Origin of the sequence: Mesorhizobium sp. C416B (genome assembly GCF_030323165.1) — a bacterium.
In the GTDB taxonomy this organism is placed as follows: domain Bacteria; phylum Pseudomonadota; class Alphaproteobacteria; order Rhizobiales; family Rhizobiaceae; genus Mesorhizobium.
This window is the reverse complement of record NZ_CP100471.1, coordinates 4,926,101-4,942,261: the sequence shown is the minus strand read 5'-3', so window position 1 is coordinate 4,942,261 and position 16,161 is coordinate 4,926,101. Positions and strand designations below refer to the sequence as shown.

Here is a 16,161-nt window from a genome sequence, read left to right as displayed (position 1 = left end):
TGCCGCGTTAAGTGACTGAATTTACGAGAAAACTTCGCTCTACTATGCGCTACAGTCAAGCGCGATGTTCAAAAAACAAATGGTTTTTGAACGCAAAAATGACAGGCTCAAAAGCCCGCATTTCCGCCCTTTCGGCGCGGGCGTTTCGTAGGGGTTTTTTGAACACGCATCCCGAGGACTCAGATCGGATCGGGAGGCCTGGGATATGGCTCAACGTGGCGTGTTGCCGATCATGATGGATGGCGCATCGGGCGACCATGAACGCCGTGGCCGTGGGCGGGCCGTAGACGCGCGTTCATGCCATCGCCCGTCCACATACCGGGGCGACGTGCGCGCCCACCACGCGGCCAATGCGGGCGAACGAATGCGTATGGTCTTTTAACTCGAGACCCCCCACCCCCTTTCAGAATTTGGCGGAGGGCCTTTCGCTGGTGCCACCGGGACACCCCGCCCCTGCCTGGTCCCTCGCAAATTTGTCGAGAAATTCGGACGCCTCTTCGTCAAGAGTTAGAGGTACCGACTTGTTGCTTCAGACAAATGAAAGGCCCATACAGGTTGCAAATCCCCAGCTTGGGCTGCGCCATGAACCTAAATGAAGACAAACGGAAGTTACCAAAACTTGGCGATCACGCGACGTCCGGGCAATTGGGGGAAGCATCTGTCGAAGTTGCTGTATTAGAACTCGGCCAATTATATGAGCGACGGAGTGGCCTCGATTTTGGCGTGGACGGGGTGATTGAACTAGTCACCGACGGCTCAGTGAAACAGGCAAGCGGGCGCCAGGTAGCCGTGCAAGTCAAACGCGGCCTAAGTATCGTCGTGCCTACCCGATACGGCCGGACCCTATATTGCACTGAACAGCATGCCAACTACTGGCTGGGGCATTCACTTCCAGTCATCGTGGTTCATTGCGAACCTGAGACCAACCGCCTTCGCTGGCAACATGTATCTAGCGACACTCTGCGTCACACCGCTAACGGCTATGCGATAGATTTGCCTGAGCAAAGTGATCTGCACACCGCTCTCGAAAGCTTGAGGCTTATCGCCAGGACGCGCAGCAGCGCAGCGATCGCTGCCAAAGAGACTCTGCGCCTACTTTACAGTTTGGAAAAAGGTGTCCTTGCGCCCGAAGATGAACTGGGTCTGACCGCGCTTGCATTCAGCCGCGCTGCTTTGAGGGGCGAAACTTGTGAGATTGAGATTCAGATCGACGGCGAAGCTGATTTAATAGGAAGCATCGACGCAATTGCCGATGTATCTTCGCCAACGCCTGAACAGATCAAACAGGCGATAGTCCGAAAGGACATTCTTGCCAACTACCGAAAAACTGCTTCAAGGCTTCGTCGTGTTCTAATGTTGCTTCTGGCTGAACCAACGATTTCAACGGAATTCGGCTACCAAGACGATTTGCTCGCAGAGGCGATTCGCTTTGCGGCACCACCCTTTGCGGCACAACAAAACGCACGCGGCGACACTTATCTACAGGCCTGGCCAGGGCCCTATTTACAAAATCCTGTGGTTGGCTTTTTTGCACCGGCTGGCAGCTTGGAGGATTTCTACGCTCGAGACCCGCACAACCGTAGCCTGCTTTCCATGGGCAATTTGGGAGGTGTAACAGTCGGAGAGTTGGGAAATAGAGTCGTTGTAACTCGCTTCTTACCCACCCTTGCCCGTGTCTTAGTTAGCTTCGCCGATATGAACGGTCTCCAGGACAATGCTGTAATGGAGAAGATTGGACTGCCTCCTACGCTGTGGCTGACAGGTCCTGGCTAGAGAGCAGCGGATGCGACCATTGGCTTGTTATTATCTGTAGTCAGGTTCTTGGTGGGTTTTCTGGGGCAAGGTGGTGATGACTGTCATGAGGATTTTTCGAACGTTGGCAGCGACGCTTTGCGCCATAAGCGCGGCTAGTTGCGTTTCAGCGCGAAATGGTGAACCCAGCAAGACGTGGGAGTCCAACAAGTCTGTCGACGCTTTGGCTACCTGTCTGGTGCCAGCCCTGCTCATAAAGCATACATTTCCCGGCGACCCGGACGTTACGCACTACCTTCAGACGATCATTCCTGGTCGCGTCTACGAGGTTCAACCCCAGCAAATAATCACGCTAGGCGTCGAGCGGTATTTTGTCCGTCTGACGGTCAAGGAAGGCGGAGCCACTCATGTCGAACTTTTTGCAGATTCGGCCTACCGGCAACACGCGTTGAACGCCGTAAACAGTTGCGCTTAGGCCGTCTTCCCTGAGTTGCAATAACCGGCCCAAGCCGTCATCAGCCGCCGGCGCTTCTCCAGCATGTCGCCCCGCTGATAAGCCGCCTCCGTCTTGTCAGTGAGGACGTGCGCCAATGCCGCCTCCGCAATCTCGCGCGGGAAATTAGACCGCTCCGCTGCCCAGTCGCGGAACGTCGAGCGGAAGCCGTGGACGGTCAGGCCCTCCATCCCTTCCATACCCCGGAGGAGTTCGAGCATCGCCATATTGCTGAGTGGCTTCCCTTTTCGCGCGCCGGGGAAAAGGTAGGGGCTTTCCGCCTCGCGTGGAACGCCCTTCAAAATCTCGATCGCACGATCCGAGAGCGGGACGCGGTGCGGCCGGTCGGCCTTCATGCGCACGGCGGGGATTGTCCAGAGCTTGTTGGCGAAATCGACCTCGCCCTCCATCACCCCGATAGCCTCGCCTGTGCGCACAGCGGTCAAGATGGTGAACTCAAGCGCACGGGCCGAGATGCTATCCATTGACCGGAGCTGGGCCATGAACGCCGGCAAGTCTGCGTAAGGCATGGCCGCATGATGCTCGACCTTGGCGACCTTCGAACGCGCCGGAAGCAGCTTGTCGAGATGGCCGCGCCACCGGGCTGGGTTATCGCCGCCGCGGTAGTGGCGGGCCTTCGCCCAATCGAGAACCAGTTCGACACGGCCCCTGACGCGGGTGGCTGTCTCGGTCTTCGTTGTCCAAATCGGCTCTAGGATTTGCATGACATGCGCGGTGTCCACCTTTGCCACCGGCAGATCGCCGATCACAGGAAACGCATATGTGGCGAGTGTGTTCTGCCACTGGTCCGCATGTTTCGCGTTCTTCCAGCCAGCCTTCTGCGCGGCGATGTAGCGCTCGGACGCCTGCTTGAATGTGATCCGCTTGGCATCGTCGGCGCGGAGAGCAGCGGTACGCTCGCGGCGGTCCTCGATAGGGTCTTTGCCGTCCGACACGAGTTGCCTTGCCGCTCGCGCCCTCTCCCGTGCTTCCTTGAGGTTGAAGGTCTGAACGTCCCCTAGCCCCATGTACCGGGCCTTGCCAGCGAGCATGAAGCGGAAGAGCCAGGACTTGGTGATAGCCCCCTCCTGCGCACCTTTCGCGGTACTCTTTGCCACTTGCAGATAAAGGCCGCCGCCGTCACCGTAGGTGCCCGGCTTGGCTTTCTTCGCCACCTCGACGGCACTTAACTTGTTGATCGACCTGGCCATACGCCCGCCCAACGCTCTTGTTTGCGATGGTCAAAACATACCTACAATCCAACCCACAAACAAGCATTGGATTTGACCGGAATTAAGCAGAACTCTTCGGATCGATTTGGGCTGTTTTTACAATGTATTTATTGCGTTTTCAGAACTCGGCGGAACCTGCCGTGAGTGCGGCGGACGGACGCTCTCTCCGCCATTATCAAGCCAATGAAACCGCCTGCGATTTCCCACCCAGCGGGTGCGGCTGACTTTACTTCACATGCTCGCCCTGGGTTCATGGCGGATTGCCGGCTTGCTCGCCAAGCCAGGCGCAGAAATGCCGCGGAGCCATGCGGCGGTCGTCGTCACCTGGTCCGCCAGAGTTTCAAAGGCGTAGCGCCGAACCTCTGTCTTCACTCTTCGTGCCCCATCTGTCACCGTCGCAACCAACGCGGTAGTGCCGCCTGGTGCGGTCTCAGGTCGCAGATGAGGTAATTCCATGAATTATAACGATATCGACCTCAATCTATTGCGGGTCTTTGACGTGATGATGCGGGAAAGGAGCGTGACGCGGGCGGCTACCGAATTGGGCAGAACACAATCAGCTGTAAGCCACTCCCTGTCGAAGCTTCGGTATCTATTGCAGGATGAATTGTTCACCAGAGATGGCGGCGAGATGCGGCCAACTCCCCGGGCAGTTGAGCTGCTGTCGAATATTTCCGCCGCACTCGCGACGATCCGCGCATCGATCGACCGGCATCAGATCTTCAATCCAGCAACGACGCGACGCAACTTTCGAGTTGGGCTTACAGATTATCATGCCATGGTTTTCATCCCGGGCCTCATTCGAGAATTTTCCAGGCAAGCTCCTGGCGCGACGCTGAACGTCATTCCCGCAAACGGACCCGAAATCGGTTCATCGGTCTATTTGAGACAAGTTGACTGTGCGCTGACGGGAGCAGCGATACGCGACGACCCAGGTCTCTTGAAGGTGGAGCTTGGCCAGGACCGATTGTTTTGCGCGGTGTGGAGTGGAAGCAAGATCGCCAGAAGCGCTATGACGCTGGAAACCTATTTGGCCAGTTCTCACCTCCAGATTTCCGCAGATGGCCTGGCGGAAGGCCTCGCGGATGCCGCCCTCAAACAGATGGGTCTTCGCCGCAATGTCGTTGCGACCATCTCGAACTATCCGGTGCTGCCCTGGGCGCTTCGCGGCACTGAACTGATTACCCATTGCGGTGATGCCATCCTGCAAATGATGGACGAGAGGAGTGAGGTGACGTTGGTCCCGCCACCCATTCCGATATCGAATGTGAATGCCTGGCTTATTGTTCACCGCCAGATGGCGAATGACCCGGGAACCAGGTGGCTCCGGGAAATCATCGTGGGCATCTACAACGAGTCGCGGACCAAGAGACCAAGGGTCGACCGTCGGAGACCTGGGTCGGCCGTAAAATAGGTCGCGCGCGCTGTCGTCTGTTTCAACACTCGAGCGCCTTTTTACCTGCGAGCGGGTGCTGCGCAATTATGAGGGGCGCTCATTTTGACCATGAGGACAATCGATTTGACGAATAGTTTACCTGGAGAGCACATTCCCTTTCAACAATAACAGGGGAATGCCGAAATGAGATCAACGTTCAAGGGCCTACTTGCCCTCGCCATCGCGTGCACCGCCTCCTCGGCGTGGTCCGCAACCCTCGACAATGTCAAGAAAAATGGCGTGCTGACCTGTGGCACGAATTCGGCCACGGCTGGCTTCAGCCTCCCCGACAATGAAGGCAAATGGACCGGATTTGTCGTCGATTATTGTCGCGCCGTGGCCGCTGCCGTGCTCGGGGATGCGCAAAAGGTCAAGTTCATCCCATTGACGCCAAAGGATCGCTTCACCGCCTTGCAGTCGGGAGAGATCGACAATAACAGGGGAATGCCGAAATGAGATCAACGTTCAAGGGCCTACTTGCCCTCGCCATCGCGTGCACCGCCTCCTCGGCGTGGTCCGCAACCCTCGACAATGTCAAGAAAAATGGCGTGCTGACCTGTGGCACGAATTCGGCCACGGCTGGCTTCAGCCTCCCCGACAATGAAGGCAAATGGACCGGATTTGTCGTCGATTATTGTCGCGCCGTGGCCGCTGCCGTGCTCGGGGATGCGCAAAAGGTCAAGTTCATCCCATTGACGCCAAAGGATCGCTTCACCGCCTTGCAGTCGGGAGAGATCGACATTCTCGCGCACAACGCAACCTGGACATCGTCCCGCGATACGTCGCTAGGCATACTGTTTGCCGGCACGTATTTCTATGACGGCCAGGGGTTCATGGTGCGCAAGGCCGACAACATCACGTCAGCCAAGGGGCTCGACGGCGCATCGATATGCGTCACCCAGGGCACCACGACCGAGTTGAACCTTGCCGACTATTTTCGCTCGCAGTCGATCAAGTACACGACGGTTGGTTTCGCGGACGAGGAAGCTGTGGTGAAGGCTTATGAGGAGGGGCGTTGCGACGTCTTGTCCGCAGACACCTCCACCTTGAACGCGTCGCGGCTTCGCATGGCCAAGCCGGACGACAGCATTGTTCTTCCCGAGCTGATCTCCAAGGAGCCGCTTGGCCCGGCCGTGCGGCAGGGTGACGACCAGTGGCTCAATGTGGCGAAGTGGACGCTCTACGTCATGGTGGCCGCGGAGGAATACGGGGTCACCTCCAAGAACGTCGATGCCATGAAATCGTCGGACAACCCCAGCATCCGCCGCTTGCTTGGCGTGGACGGCAGCATAGGCAAGGACATCGGGCTCGGCGATAGCTGGCCGGTCGAGGTGATCAAGCAGGTCGGCAATTACGGCGAAGTGTTTGATCGCAATGTCGGCAAGGATTCGCCGCTGAAAATGGAGCGCGGCATGAACGCGCTCTGGAACCAAGGCGGCGTTCAATACGCTCCGCCGATCCGCTAACGCATGTCGCTCAAAAATGGCCCCGGTTTTGAGACACGACGTGCATAAAAACAAAGACCCTAAAGCGCGTCGCCTGAGTCCGTTCAAACGCGACGCGCTTTAAGCAAAGCATGGTTGCAAGGCGCTGGCGTGTTACCGTCAGCGCCTTGCACGGACCGGATAGGAACAGGCCATGTCCCATTTGTCGCTTCCCGCGCCGTCGCGCAGGAGGTTGTCGCTGCACGATACGAAGGTGCGGGGCATCTTCTACCAGCTCTTGCTCGCCGGCTGCCTGCTGGCCTTGGCCCTGGGCATCGGCATGCAGACTGCATCGAATATGCGGGTCCGGGGGATTCCGCTCTCATTCGACTTTTGGAATGAGTCTGCCGGCTTCGACATCAATCAAACCCTGATACCGTACGATGCATTGTCCAGCTACGGTCAGGCGTTCTGGGTGGGAGTGGCCAACACCCTCTACGTCAGTCTCCTCGCAATCCTGTTTGCGACCTTGCTTGGCTTCGTCATCGGCGTTGCCCGCCTGTCGCCGAACTGGATCGTTTCGAAGGTGGCGACCGCCTATGTCGAGCTTGTGCGCAATGTTCCGTTGTTGCTGCAGCTGCTGTTCTGGTACAACGCCGTCCTCAAGCCGTTGCCCTCGCCGAAGGCGTCCATCGCCATTCCCGGCGGCATCTACCTCAACAATCGCGGCCTCATCGTTCCGGAGATTCATCTGCATCCGGGAGCGGGGCTGGTGGGCCTGGCATTCGTTGCGGCCATTTCCTGCTGCGTTGCATTCTGGTTTCGCGCCAGGAGCGTCCAGAGACGGACGGGCAGGCAGCTGCCGGTGCTTCTGGTCAGTCTGGCGACCTTGATAGGATTTCCGCTGGTCGTGTTCCTGGCGGCTGGCGAGCCGGTCTCGTTCGTCGCCCCGCAGCTACGGGGTTTCAATTTTCAAGGCGGGCATCAGCTCTATCCGGAGTTTGCCGCTCTCCTGATCGGTCTGTCGGTCTACACCGGTTCATACATCGCCGAGATCGTGCGAGGTGGAATCCAGGCAGTGCCAAAGGGCCAGACCGAGGCTGCGCATGCGCTGGGGCTGGCGCCGGGCAAGACGCTTCGTCTGGTCGTCGTTCCCCAGGCGCTGCGCATCATCATACCCCCTTTGACAAGCCAGTATCTCAATCTCATCAAAAACTCGTCGCTTGCCGTGTTCATCGGCTATCCCGACCTCGTTCAGATCTTTGCCGGCACGGTGCTCAACCAGACCGGAGCCGCCGTCCAGGTCATGGCGATTACCCTGTCGGTCTATCTCGTCATCTCCCTTGCCACGTCATTGGCCATGAACGCGTGTAACCGACATTTTGCAATCGTTGAAAGGTGACGGATGAGCGATCAGTCCATGCGTTCGCCAGTTGACGTCAGCGCGCTCATACCAGCCATGGCGCCTCCCGCGGACGTTCGACCGGGTCCAGTGAGCTGGATGAAAAAGAACCTGTTTTCGACGCCGTCTTCAGGCGCGCTGACAGTATGCTTTGTCCTCCTCGCCGCGTGGCTGCTGCATCACTTCCTGAGCTTTGCGATCTTCAATGCGGTCTGGAGCGGCGGCCACGAAGCTTGCCGTACGAACAGCCAGGGGGCTTGCTGGCCTTTCATCGCCGAGAAGTTCGACTACCTGCGATACGGCGCGTATCCGGTTTCCGAGCGGTGGCGCGTGGACGTTGCGCAGGCGATCGGCGCCATCCTCATCGTTTGGCTCCTGTGGACGAAGGCTCCGCGGCGCAAAGTGGCGGCGTTGCTGTTCTTCCTCGTCTACCCCGTGGCCGCGTTCATTCTCGTGCGCGGCGTTGCCTGGCTTCATTTGCCTGTCATCGATACGACGCTCTGGGGCGGTCTCTTGATCACGTTGCTGATGTCGATCGTGGGTATCGTCTTCTCGCTACCGATCGGGGTTATCCTGGCGCTTGGGCGCAGGTCGGAACTCCCTTTCGTCAAGACGGTTTGCGTCACGTTCATCGAAGTCGTCCGCGGCGTGCCGTTTATCACAGTGTTGTTCATGGCGAACTTCATGATGCCGCTCTTCGTCCCGGATTATCTGACACCTGATCGTCTGTTGCGCCCGCTCATCGCGATAGCGTTGTTCTCGTCCGCCTATATGGCCGAGGTCGTGAGAGCCGGCCTTCAGGCGATCCCGAAGGGCCAACACGAAGCGGCCAAGGCGCTCGGGATCGGCTACTTCGACATGATGCGCCTGATCGTCCTCCCTCAGGCGTTGACGATCGTCATACCGAGTATCGTCTCGACCTTCATCGGTCTGTTCAAAGACACGACTCTGGTCGCCGTCGTCGGCATCGCGGATTTTCTGAAGGCCGTCGAAACGGCGCGCATCGATCCGAACTGGGCAGGCCCGACGATCTCATCAACCGGCTACCTCTTTGCGGGGCTGGTCTACTGGAGCTTTTGCTTCGGCATGTCGCGTTACTCGCAATCTATGGAGCGCCAATTGGCGCGTGGCCACAAATCCTAGGAGGCGCTGATGATGCCGCAAGCAATGCCCGCGGCAAGGTGACTATCAAATGGCTTGTGCAGACACGCCCGCATCGGCGCTTGGGCAACGACATATCGCGGGAATAGATTTCGACCAGATCCACGACCGTCAGCAGTTCGGATCCGTCAAATGGGCCAACCAGTGGGACGAGTTCTCTCCCCAGGTCGAGGGCCAGGACCTGCTGTCGCTGTGGACGGCGGATATGGACTTCCGCGCTCCGGAAACCGTCATCGCGCGACTGCGCGAGGCCGCGGAGCATGGCATTTACGGCTACACACGCCGCGATCCGCGCCACTATGAGATCGTGCAATCGTGGTTCGCGCACCGGCACAACTGGTCGCCGAAACTGGAGACCTTGCTTCCCGCGCCGGCGATCATGCCGTCGGTGGCTGCGATACTGCGAACCTTCACCAAGCCCGGTGACTGCGTCATTGTGCAGTCGCCCGTGTACTCGCCCTATTTCGAAGTTGTTCAGGGAAACGGGCGGGTTCTGCTTACGAACCGGCTGAGGCTGCAGAACAACAGATATGAACTCGATCTCGAGGATTTCGAGAAACTGGCGGCCGGCGGTGCCAAGGCATTCCTGCTGTGCAATCCTCACAACCCTGCCGGAATGGCCTGGACACGCGAAGAATTGACGGCGCTCAACGACATCTGCGAGCGTCATGGCATCCTGGTCATATCCGACGACATTCACTGCGACATAAGGTTGTCGGATCGCCCCCACATCGTCTTCTCCTCCATCTCGGAAGATGCTGCGGAGAAATCGTTCATCTGCACCGCTCCAACGAAGACTTTCAATCTTGCCGGGGTTCCTTCGGCAACCATTTCGGTAGCCAGCAAAAAGCGCCGCGGGGCGCTTCTTGCCGCAATGCAGGCGTCATTCATGGTGAATGCGAACTTTTTCGGCCGCCTGGCTTTGGAGGTTGCTTACAGCAGCGGCGCGCCGTGGCTCGACCAACTCACGCGCTATATCGCCGGCAACATCGATCTGGTTTGCGAGTTCGCCGGTGAACACCTTCCAGGCATCACGCCCATGCGGCCCGACGCATCGTTTCTGGTGTGGTTGGACGCGTGCGCGCTCGATCGCCGAGTGGGTGGAATTCAGAAATTCTTTGTCGATCGGGCCGGGGTTAATCTCTATGACGGCCGCGTCTATGGGCCTGGCGGCGAAGGCTTCATTCGCCTGAATGTCGGCTGCCCGCGTCCTCTGTTGCGCCAAGGACTGGAGCGCATGTCCAGCGCGCTGGCATCCCTGTGATCGACCGCCAGGGTGCTTCGGATGCGAGCCTGGTAGTTGATGCCGGCAGCCGGTAAGGAAACGTCCGAGGGCGACGAGCCGGGTGGCCCGCAAGTCCGGATTCCATAGCCGTGCCGGACACGACCCTCAAGCCAAAGTCGACATGTCCATCTCGATCGCCGCTACCATTTCACAGCGAACCCGAGCTTGGCGCCCAGGGCGTGGCTATCGCCAAAATCCTTGAGGCTTGTCCGCGCTGTCCCTTCTCCGAAGACGGCGTAGCGGCCGTCCGCCCAGCTCAGCGAGCCACCGAGGCCGACACCGCCCCACAGCGCCTGATTTTCGCTGACCAGTTTCGTGCCAGACACATCGACATCATTTCCGTCGAGGAAGTCGTAGTAAAGGTTGCCGAGCCCGTAGATGTGCGTGCGGCTGACTTGCCCCGCATCGTCCACCCACTGGTCTTCATAGTCCGCGGAGAGGCCGAGGCGGCCGACGAGACTGTTGCTGCTGCCGGGCGACACGACGGCGCCAAACGGGTCGGTGAACGCGTCGAAGTCGACCGAGGAATAGGCAAGCTGGGCCTGCGGCGTCAGCGACCAGTTGCCGTTGAGGGCGATCTTCTGTCCGGTCTCGATGCTCAGCCCGTAGCCGAAACCGTTGTTGCCGTCCGCAAGCGTGGTGCCCAGCGTGGCCGACCGGATGTCACTGTCATACCATGTCGCCTCGGCCTGCGCGTCGACGTAGAAGCCACCGCTGCCGAACCAGGTGAGCGTGCTGCCGACGCCGTAGCCGGTGGCAGCGATCGACCCTGCCCCGAAGATCGAGGAGACGTCCGACGACGCGGTTCCGTAGTGGGCCGTAATCCCTCCGATCAGGGTACCGGCGTCGCTTTCGTGCAGCAGGCCATCGACGCCGGCCTGCAGCTTCCAGGTGGTCACGTCATAGTTCGTGCCGGAGGTCGACGTCTCAGGCTTGATCTCGGCATGGGCAGCTTCGATGCGCGCCCATATCGCCTTGCCGTCGACCGAGCCCTGGCCTGGCAGGTCCGCACCTTGCGGCGTAGCACCCTCGCCCCACGACCGATTGCCAATGCGTTGCTGCATGGTGCCCAGTTCATTGAAGGCCTGCAGCACCCCTTCATAGGCCTCGTACAGAGGCACGCCGGGCGAATAGAGCGGCTGCGGATCGGGATCGCCGTTGACCAGGGCCGAGCGCAGATACCAATCGCCATCGGCCGGTGTGCTGACGCCGTTCTTGTAGAGCCTGTATGCGTAGGCGCCCGCGACGACCGCTGCATCGTCTTCGAAGGTATAATTGCCGTCGAGCGAGAAGCTGCCGTTTGAGACGCCGCCGACGTCGACGATCTTGATGCCTCCGACCGTTTGGGCGCCCGACCCGCCGAAATTGACGACCTGAAGGGTACCCGTCCCTGACGTGTTGCCGGCGATCACCAGCATGTCTGTCGGCGAACCGTCACCACCGAGCGCAGCGTTGAGAACGACGGCGCCGCTATTGCCGACATAGTCGCCGCTTACGGTAAGTGTGTCGCCTGGGACGCCACCCGCGATGCGCACCGTTCCGGCGTTGCTCAGCCCCGCAATCGTCTGGGACGTGCCGGCAAGATCGAGCGTGGCGCCCGAGGCGACGGAAAACTGCGAGGAGGAACTGAACGCGTTCGCAGCGCCCGCGGCAAGCGTGCCGCCGCTGACCGTAGTGGCGCCGGTAAAGCCTGAGTTGTCCAACGCAAGCAGCAGCGTGCCTTGGCCGTCCTTGATGAACGTACCGGCGCCCGAGAGCACGCCGGCATAGCTGGCGGAGGCGACTTGGTCGAATGTGAAGGAGGCGCCGGCGCCGATCGCGACATCGCCACCGAAGCGCTCGGCTGCCGAGACGAGGCCGCCTTGATTGACGGTCCAGTCCAGCAGCGACGTGCCTGACAGCGTCAGCACGCCGGCGCCATCCTTCATCATTGCGCCGGTGCCGGAGATATCGCCGGCGAAGCTGGCGTCCGCCGCCTGGTCGAACACGACAGTGCCGGAATTGCCGATGTCGCCACGAATCGAGGTTGCATCGCCGACCAGCGTGCCAGCGCTGACCAACGTGTTGCCGCCATAGCTGTTCGTTCCCGTAAGCGTCAGCGTGCCGGCGCCGGTCTTGGCAAGGCTGCCAGCGCCAGAGATCGCACCGGACAAGGTCAGGTCGGCCACAGTGTCGAAGGTGCCGCCGGCCGACGAAAGCGTGACGTCGCGCGCCGAGCTGAACGCCGCTGTGTTGCGCAGCGTCCCGCCGGAGAGCGTCAGGCCGCCAGCGGCAACGCCGAGATTGTTGTCGGCTGAAACAGATAGCACGCCGCCCAGGACGGTGGTGCCGCCCGTGTAGGTGTTGGCGCCGGACAGCACCAGCGTGCCCGCATCGGTCTTGGTCAGGCTGCTGGTCCCGGTTAGCACGGAGGCGATGGTGGCGGTGTAACCTGCTCCGGCCACCGTGCCGTCGCCGACCCGAATGATGCTCTCGCCGCCAGCGCCATCAAGCGTGATGGCGTCGCCTTCGATGCGGTAGCCATCGGCGGCGAATTGCATGCCCGTAATCGCAAGCGCGCCGGCGCTGCCGTCGGCGATGACGGTGCCGCCGAGCGTCTGGAAGATGGCGAAGCCGGGCTGCGGCTTCATCGCGCCAGTTACCAGGCCGGTGCTCGTCGTCCAGTTCAGGCTTGTCGCCGTCCACGTGCCGTTGCCGCCGTCGACCAGATCATTGTTGGCATTGCCGGCCGCGTCACCATCCCAGAAGAGCAAGTCGGTGCCGACGCTGCTGACGAGATTGACCTGGTTGGCGACGGAGGTCTGCACCGTCAGGTCGGCGGCCGTGACACCGGCCGGCAGATTGCCGAGCTCGAGACCATTGTCGGTGAGTGCGCCGCCATAATTGATTAGCCGGTAGACGCCAGGCCCGAAGCCGCCGACATCGGTGATGTTGAGGCTGCCGTCCAGCGTCAGCGCGCCGGTCACCTCGATCAGGTCGTTGACACCGCCGCCGACAATGCCCGCCTGGCCGAGCTCGTAGTCGAGCATAGAACCGGAGCTCAGGCTGAGCGATCCGACCGTAAGCGTGCCAGGGCTGGACCCCGGCGCCAGCACACCGCCATCGGCGACGATCACCGCGCCGCCTATCGAGCCGGAGCCGCCCAGCGTGCCGCCGCTGTTGACCGTCGTTTCGGTATTCCCAAGCGAACCTTCGACGACGAGCTTGCCCCCGTCGACCGTGGTGCGGCCGGAATAGGTGCTGTCGCCGTTGAGCACCAGGGTGCCGGCGCCCTCCTTGTAGACGCCGCCCACGCCGCTCAGCTCGCCATTCGCGGTCAGCGTCGTACCCGCCGCCGCGCGGAAGTAGCCATAGGCGGAAGTGAGCTTGACATCGCGGCTCATGGCGAAGCTTGCTGTCGTGCCGAGTTCGCCGCCGTCGAGTGTCAGCAGGCCCGTAGCGGCACCCAGATTCTGGTCCGACGCGACCGAGATGCTTTTGCCGGTCCCGACCTTGGTGCCGCCGCTGTGGGTGTTGGCACCGGTCAGCGTCAGCGTGCCGAAGCCTTCGATGTCGACGCTGCCCGAGCCGGAGATATTTCCGCCGAAGGTGTGGGGGCCGAGGTCGAGAAACGAGACAGCGCCGTTGTCCAGGATGTCGCCACGGATCGCCACGGTGTTGCCGGCAAGCGTTCCTGCATTGACGATGTTGCCACCCGTATAGCTGTTGGACAAATTGCTGACGTTGAGCGTGCCGGCGCCGCTCTTGACCAGTGTGCCGGTGCCGGTCACCTGGCCTGACACGTCCAACTGCGTGCCTGCCACCATGTCGAACCCGCCGGTCAAATTGATCAGGACATTGCGATTGGTGGCGAAGCTGGTGGTCGTGCGCAACGTGCCGCCGTCGAAGGTCAAGCCGCCCGAGAGGGCGCCCAGATTGTTGTCACTCGAAATTTGCAGGGTCCCGCCGGACAAGGTCCAAGGCGTGACGGCAGTTGTCGTCCCCGTTAGGGTCCAGGTGCTGTTTCCGGTTTTCTCGTAGAACCCAAACCCGTCATATTTGGCGCCAGCGCCGATCTGCGACACACCGAAACTGGCGCTGATATCGCCACCCAGCTTGAATGTATCCGCGGCGCTGAAAGCGACCACATTGCCTATGATGGTGGAGCCGGCCTGAATCTCCAGCGAATTGACGCCGCCGGTGAACTGGATGGCTTTGCCGGCTGCCGGCGTTCCGCCACCGGTGCCGACGGCACCGCCGCTGATCGTACCCGCATTGATGACCGCGATGTTGGCGCCCTTGATCCCTGCGGCGCCATCGCCGCCTGCCAAGGAGCCCTGACCGCCACTGCCGCCAACGATCGTCGCACCTAGCTTGTTGATGACGGTTCCACCTGAAAGCAGCAGAACAGCGGCGCCACCGTCCCCACCGCCGCCGAGAACTGTTCTTCCACCGGCACCCCCGAGCAGATTCCCGCTGTTCTGGATTGTCCCGCCGCCCATCAGGACGATGGCAGCTGCGCCGCCGCCACCACCTGCTTGGACCCCAATTGTGGAAAGACTCGTGCCGCCGGTAACGCTGCCGCCCGCCTCTACAAACACGTTTGCGGACGAGAATATGCCGACGCCGCCACCACCGCTGCCGCTGTTGCCATTGGTCCCACCTCGGCCGCCAGTGCCACCACTCACCGATCCTGTGCCAGTGACTGTAACGTCGGCCGTGGCACTGACGCCCACACCGCCACCGCCACCGCCGCCGCTCCTGACGACGCCATTCGTGCCAGGGGAGCCCAAAGCGCCGGCCCCGCCGCTGATGCTGGTTGCAATGGTCCCGTCTGTCGAGATGACCAGACCCGTAGCACCAGTGGCACCGGCAACGCCATTTGGGTTGTTGGCTGTCCCACTTACCGCTCCCGATCCTCCTGGCGCCCCGTCACCCGTCGTGAGGTCAATGCCGCCACCACCGCCACCAGCGGTCGCGCCATTGGCGGCATTCTGACCCGTGGCACTCGCGAGCGCGCCGTCAACGCCACCTTGTCCAGCGCCTGCGCTGCTACCATTGCCGCCATCGGCCCGAGCCGGCGCGGCGCTCAGCGCAAGGGCAACAGTTAGGATCGTCAAGGTGCCGGAGCGAAGCGACACGACTTGCGGCAAGCGCGCGAGATGCAAAACCCAAAACCCATCACGCGCAATCCGCTCCGCCATGCCTAAGCTCCCTGATTCCTGAGTGCGCGAAGGCAGCATGAAAGCTATTCGCCCGCAAGAAGTTTATAGTCGTGAGAGCTACCAAGAAGCTAACGGTGATCAGTAAAATGAAGTCTGCGACTTTTGAGCGACAGAAAATAGTCAATATTAGATATAGCTTATTAAACAGAGACCTTACGGAATCGCGAGAACAATCTCGCTGCATGAATTTATGCGGAAACGTTCGGACCTCCTGGGCCCAGCCGATCCCATCGGGCGGAGGTGAGTTTCGCCTCTACGGGGCGATGAGGCGCTAGGCTGCCCCTTGGGCGACCCTCACTATCCTGCAAGAAGTGATTCTGTAATCGACTCCCACTCTGCGTCTAGCTTGCCAGTTGCCACAGGCTGCCCGGCGCGGCGGTACCAGTAGGCTGCATTAGAAAGGTCGCCTTCTTTGCGGTGCAGATAGGCATGAACCCATACAGAGGCCGGATCAGATTCGTTGGCCTGCACACACTCATGCGCCCGCTCCCAATCGCCCTGTCTATCCCACCATAGAGCGTGGAGCGCCATCCCAAGATTCGCCGGGGGCTCTACACCCTGAAGGGTCGCACGGAACTCGTCGATGTCCATAGTTACCTCGCCTCTGGCTACGCCGGTCCTGTCCCGTTCCGTGCAACGAAATGCGCCCTCTGCCGGTGATTTGCTCTGCCGACTTTAGCAATGGCTCTGGCGATCTTTAGCGGAAACGGGGTTTTCGCTCGGCAAAGGCCGCATCAAGGGCTTCCAATTGACGAATGCTCGTTGCAGGGCTG

General features: G+C 60.6%; 10 protein-coding genes. 7 read left to right on the top strand and 3 right to left on the bottom strand.

Annotation, left to right across the window (positions count from 1 at the left end; genetic code table 11):
* Positions 1–582: 582 nt before the first annotated feature.
* A complete protein-coding gene (locus tag NLY43_RS24125; RefSeq protein WP_031199157.1) occupies positions 583–1,773 on the top strand; it encodes a DUF4365 domain-containing protein in 1,191 nt (396 codons plus the stop codon).
* A gap of 450 nt (positions 1,774–2,223) precedes the next feature.
* Here NLY43_RS24125 and NLY43_RS24120 read toward each other — a convergent pair whose 3' ends face one another.
* Positions 2,224–3,456 carry a tyrosine-type recombinase/integrase gene (locus NLY43_RS24120; RefSeq protein ID WP_023710887.1) on the bottom strand — a complete coding sequence of 411 codons (1,233 nt, stop codon included), beginning with the start codon at positions 3,454–3,456 and terminating at the stop codon, positions 2,224–2,226.
* 475 nt (positions 3,457–3,931) lie between these two features.
* Here NLY43_RS24120 and NLY43_RS24115 point away from each other — a divergent pair, with 475 nt between their 5' ends.
* The 6 genes from NLY43_RS24115 (at position 3,932) to NLY43_RS24090 (ending at position 10,163) form a co-directional block, all read left to right on the top strand.
* Entirely contained in the window at positions 3,932–4,891 is a 960-nt protein-coding gene (locus tag NLY43_RS24115) for a LysR family transcriptional regulator (RefSeq protein WP_023710886.1), read from the top strand.
* Positions 4,892–5,056: 165 nt separating this feature from the next.
* Positions 5,057–5,368 (top strand): transporter substrate-binding domain-containing protein, encoded by a 312-nt coding sequence (locus NLY43_RS24110; RefSeq protein ID WP_031199156.1) that lies wholly within the window; start codon positions 5,057–5,059, stop codon positions 5,366–5,368.
* Complete coding sequence (locus NLY43_RS24105) at positions 5,365–6,378, top strand: amino acid ABC transporter substrate-binding protein (protein ID WP_286458730.1); 1,014 nt, start codon at positions 5,365–5,367, stop codon at positions 6,376–6,378. The genes NLY43_RS24110 and NLY43_RS24105 overlap by 4 nt, the downstream gene beginning before the upstream one ends.
* 172 nt (positions 6,379–6,550) lie before the next feature.
* A complete protein-coding gene (locus NLY43_RS24100) occupies positions 6,551–7,738 on the top strand; it encodes an amino acid ABC transporter permease (RefSeq protein WP_023710885.1) in 1,188 nt (395 codons plus the stop codon).
* A gap of 18 nt (positions 7,739–7,756) precedes the next feature.
* On the top strand, positions 7,757–8,881 hold the full coding sequence (locus NLY43_RS24095; protein WP_031199154.1) for an amino acid ABC transporter permease: 1,125 nt from the start codon (positions 7,757–7,759) through the stop codon (positions 8,879–8,881).
* 49 nt (positions 8,882–8,930) lie between these two features.
* Positions 8,931–10,163, top strand: coding sequence for a MalY/PatB family protein (locus tag NLY43_RS24090; protein ID WP_050589736.1), 1,233 nt, complete (start codon positions 8,931–8,933; stop codon positions 10,161–10,163).
* Positions 10,164–10,324: 161 nt separating this feature from the next.
* Here the strand turns inward: NLY43_RS24090 and NLY43_RS24085 are convergent, their stop codons facing one another.
* Both NLY43_RS24085 and NLY43_RS24080 read right to left on the bottom strand, forming a co-directional pair.
* Positions 10,325–15,367: an autotransporter outer membrane beta-barrel domain-containing protein gene (locus NLY43_RS24085; protein WP_156935534.1), complete on the bottom strand. Its 5,043-nt coding sequence runs from the start codon at positions 15,365–15,367 to the stop codon at positions 10,325–10,327.
* A gap of 318 nt (positions 15,368–15,685) precedes the next feature.
* Positions 15,686–15,979: a hypothetical protein gene (locus NLY43_RS24080; protein ID WP_023704064.1), complete on the bottom strand. Its 294-nt coding sequence runs from the start codon at positions 15,977–15,979 to the stop codon at positions 15,686–15,688.
* Positions 15,980–16,161 lie beyond the last annotated feature (182 nt).

Coding starts and splice junctions, on each gene's coding strand:
- NLY43_RS24115 (WP_023710886.1), top strand. CDS start 3,932: ATGAATTATAACGATATCGACCTCAATCTATTGCGGGTCTTTGACGTG.
- NLY43_RS24120 (WP_023710887.1), bottom strand. CDS start 3,456: ATGGCCAGGTCGATCAACAAGTTAAGTGCCGTCGAGGTGGCGAAGAAA.
- NLY43_RS24095 (WP_031199154.1), top strand. CDS start 7,757: ATGCGTTCGCCAGTTGACGTCAGCGCGCTCATACCAGCCATGGCGCCT.
- NLY43_RS24125 (WP_031199157.1), top strand. CDS start 583: ATGAACCTAAATGAAGACAAACGGAAGTTACCAAAACTTGGCGATCAC.
- NLY43_RS24110 (WP_031199156.1), top strand. CDS start 5,057: ATGAGATCAACGTTCAAGGGCCTACTTGCCCTCGCCATCGCGTGCACC.
- NLY43_RS24090 (WP_050589736.1), top strand. CDS start 8,931: ATGGCTTGTGCAGACACGCCCGCATCGGCGCTTGGGCAACGACATATC.
- NLY43_RS24080 (WP_023704064.1), bottom strand. CDS start 15,979: ATGGACATCGACGAGTTCCGTGCGACCCTTCAGGGTGTAGAGCCCCCG.
- NLY43_RS24100 (WP_023710885.1), top strand. CDS start 6,551: ATGTCCCATTTGTCGCTTCCCGCGCCGTCGCGCAGGAGGTTGTCGCTG.
- NLY43_RS24085 (WP_156935534.1), bottom strand. CDS start 15,367: ATGGCGGAGCGGATTGCGCGTGATGGGTTTTGGGTTTTGCATCTCGCG.
- NLY43_RS24105 (WP_286458730.1), top strand. CDS start 5,365: ATGAGATCAACGTTCAAGGGCCTACTTGCCCTCGCCATCGCGTGCACC.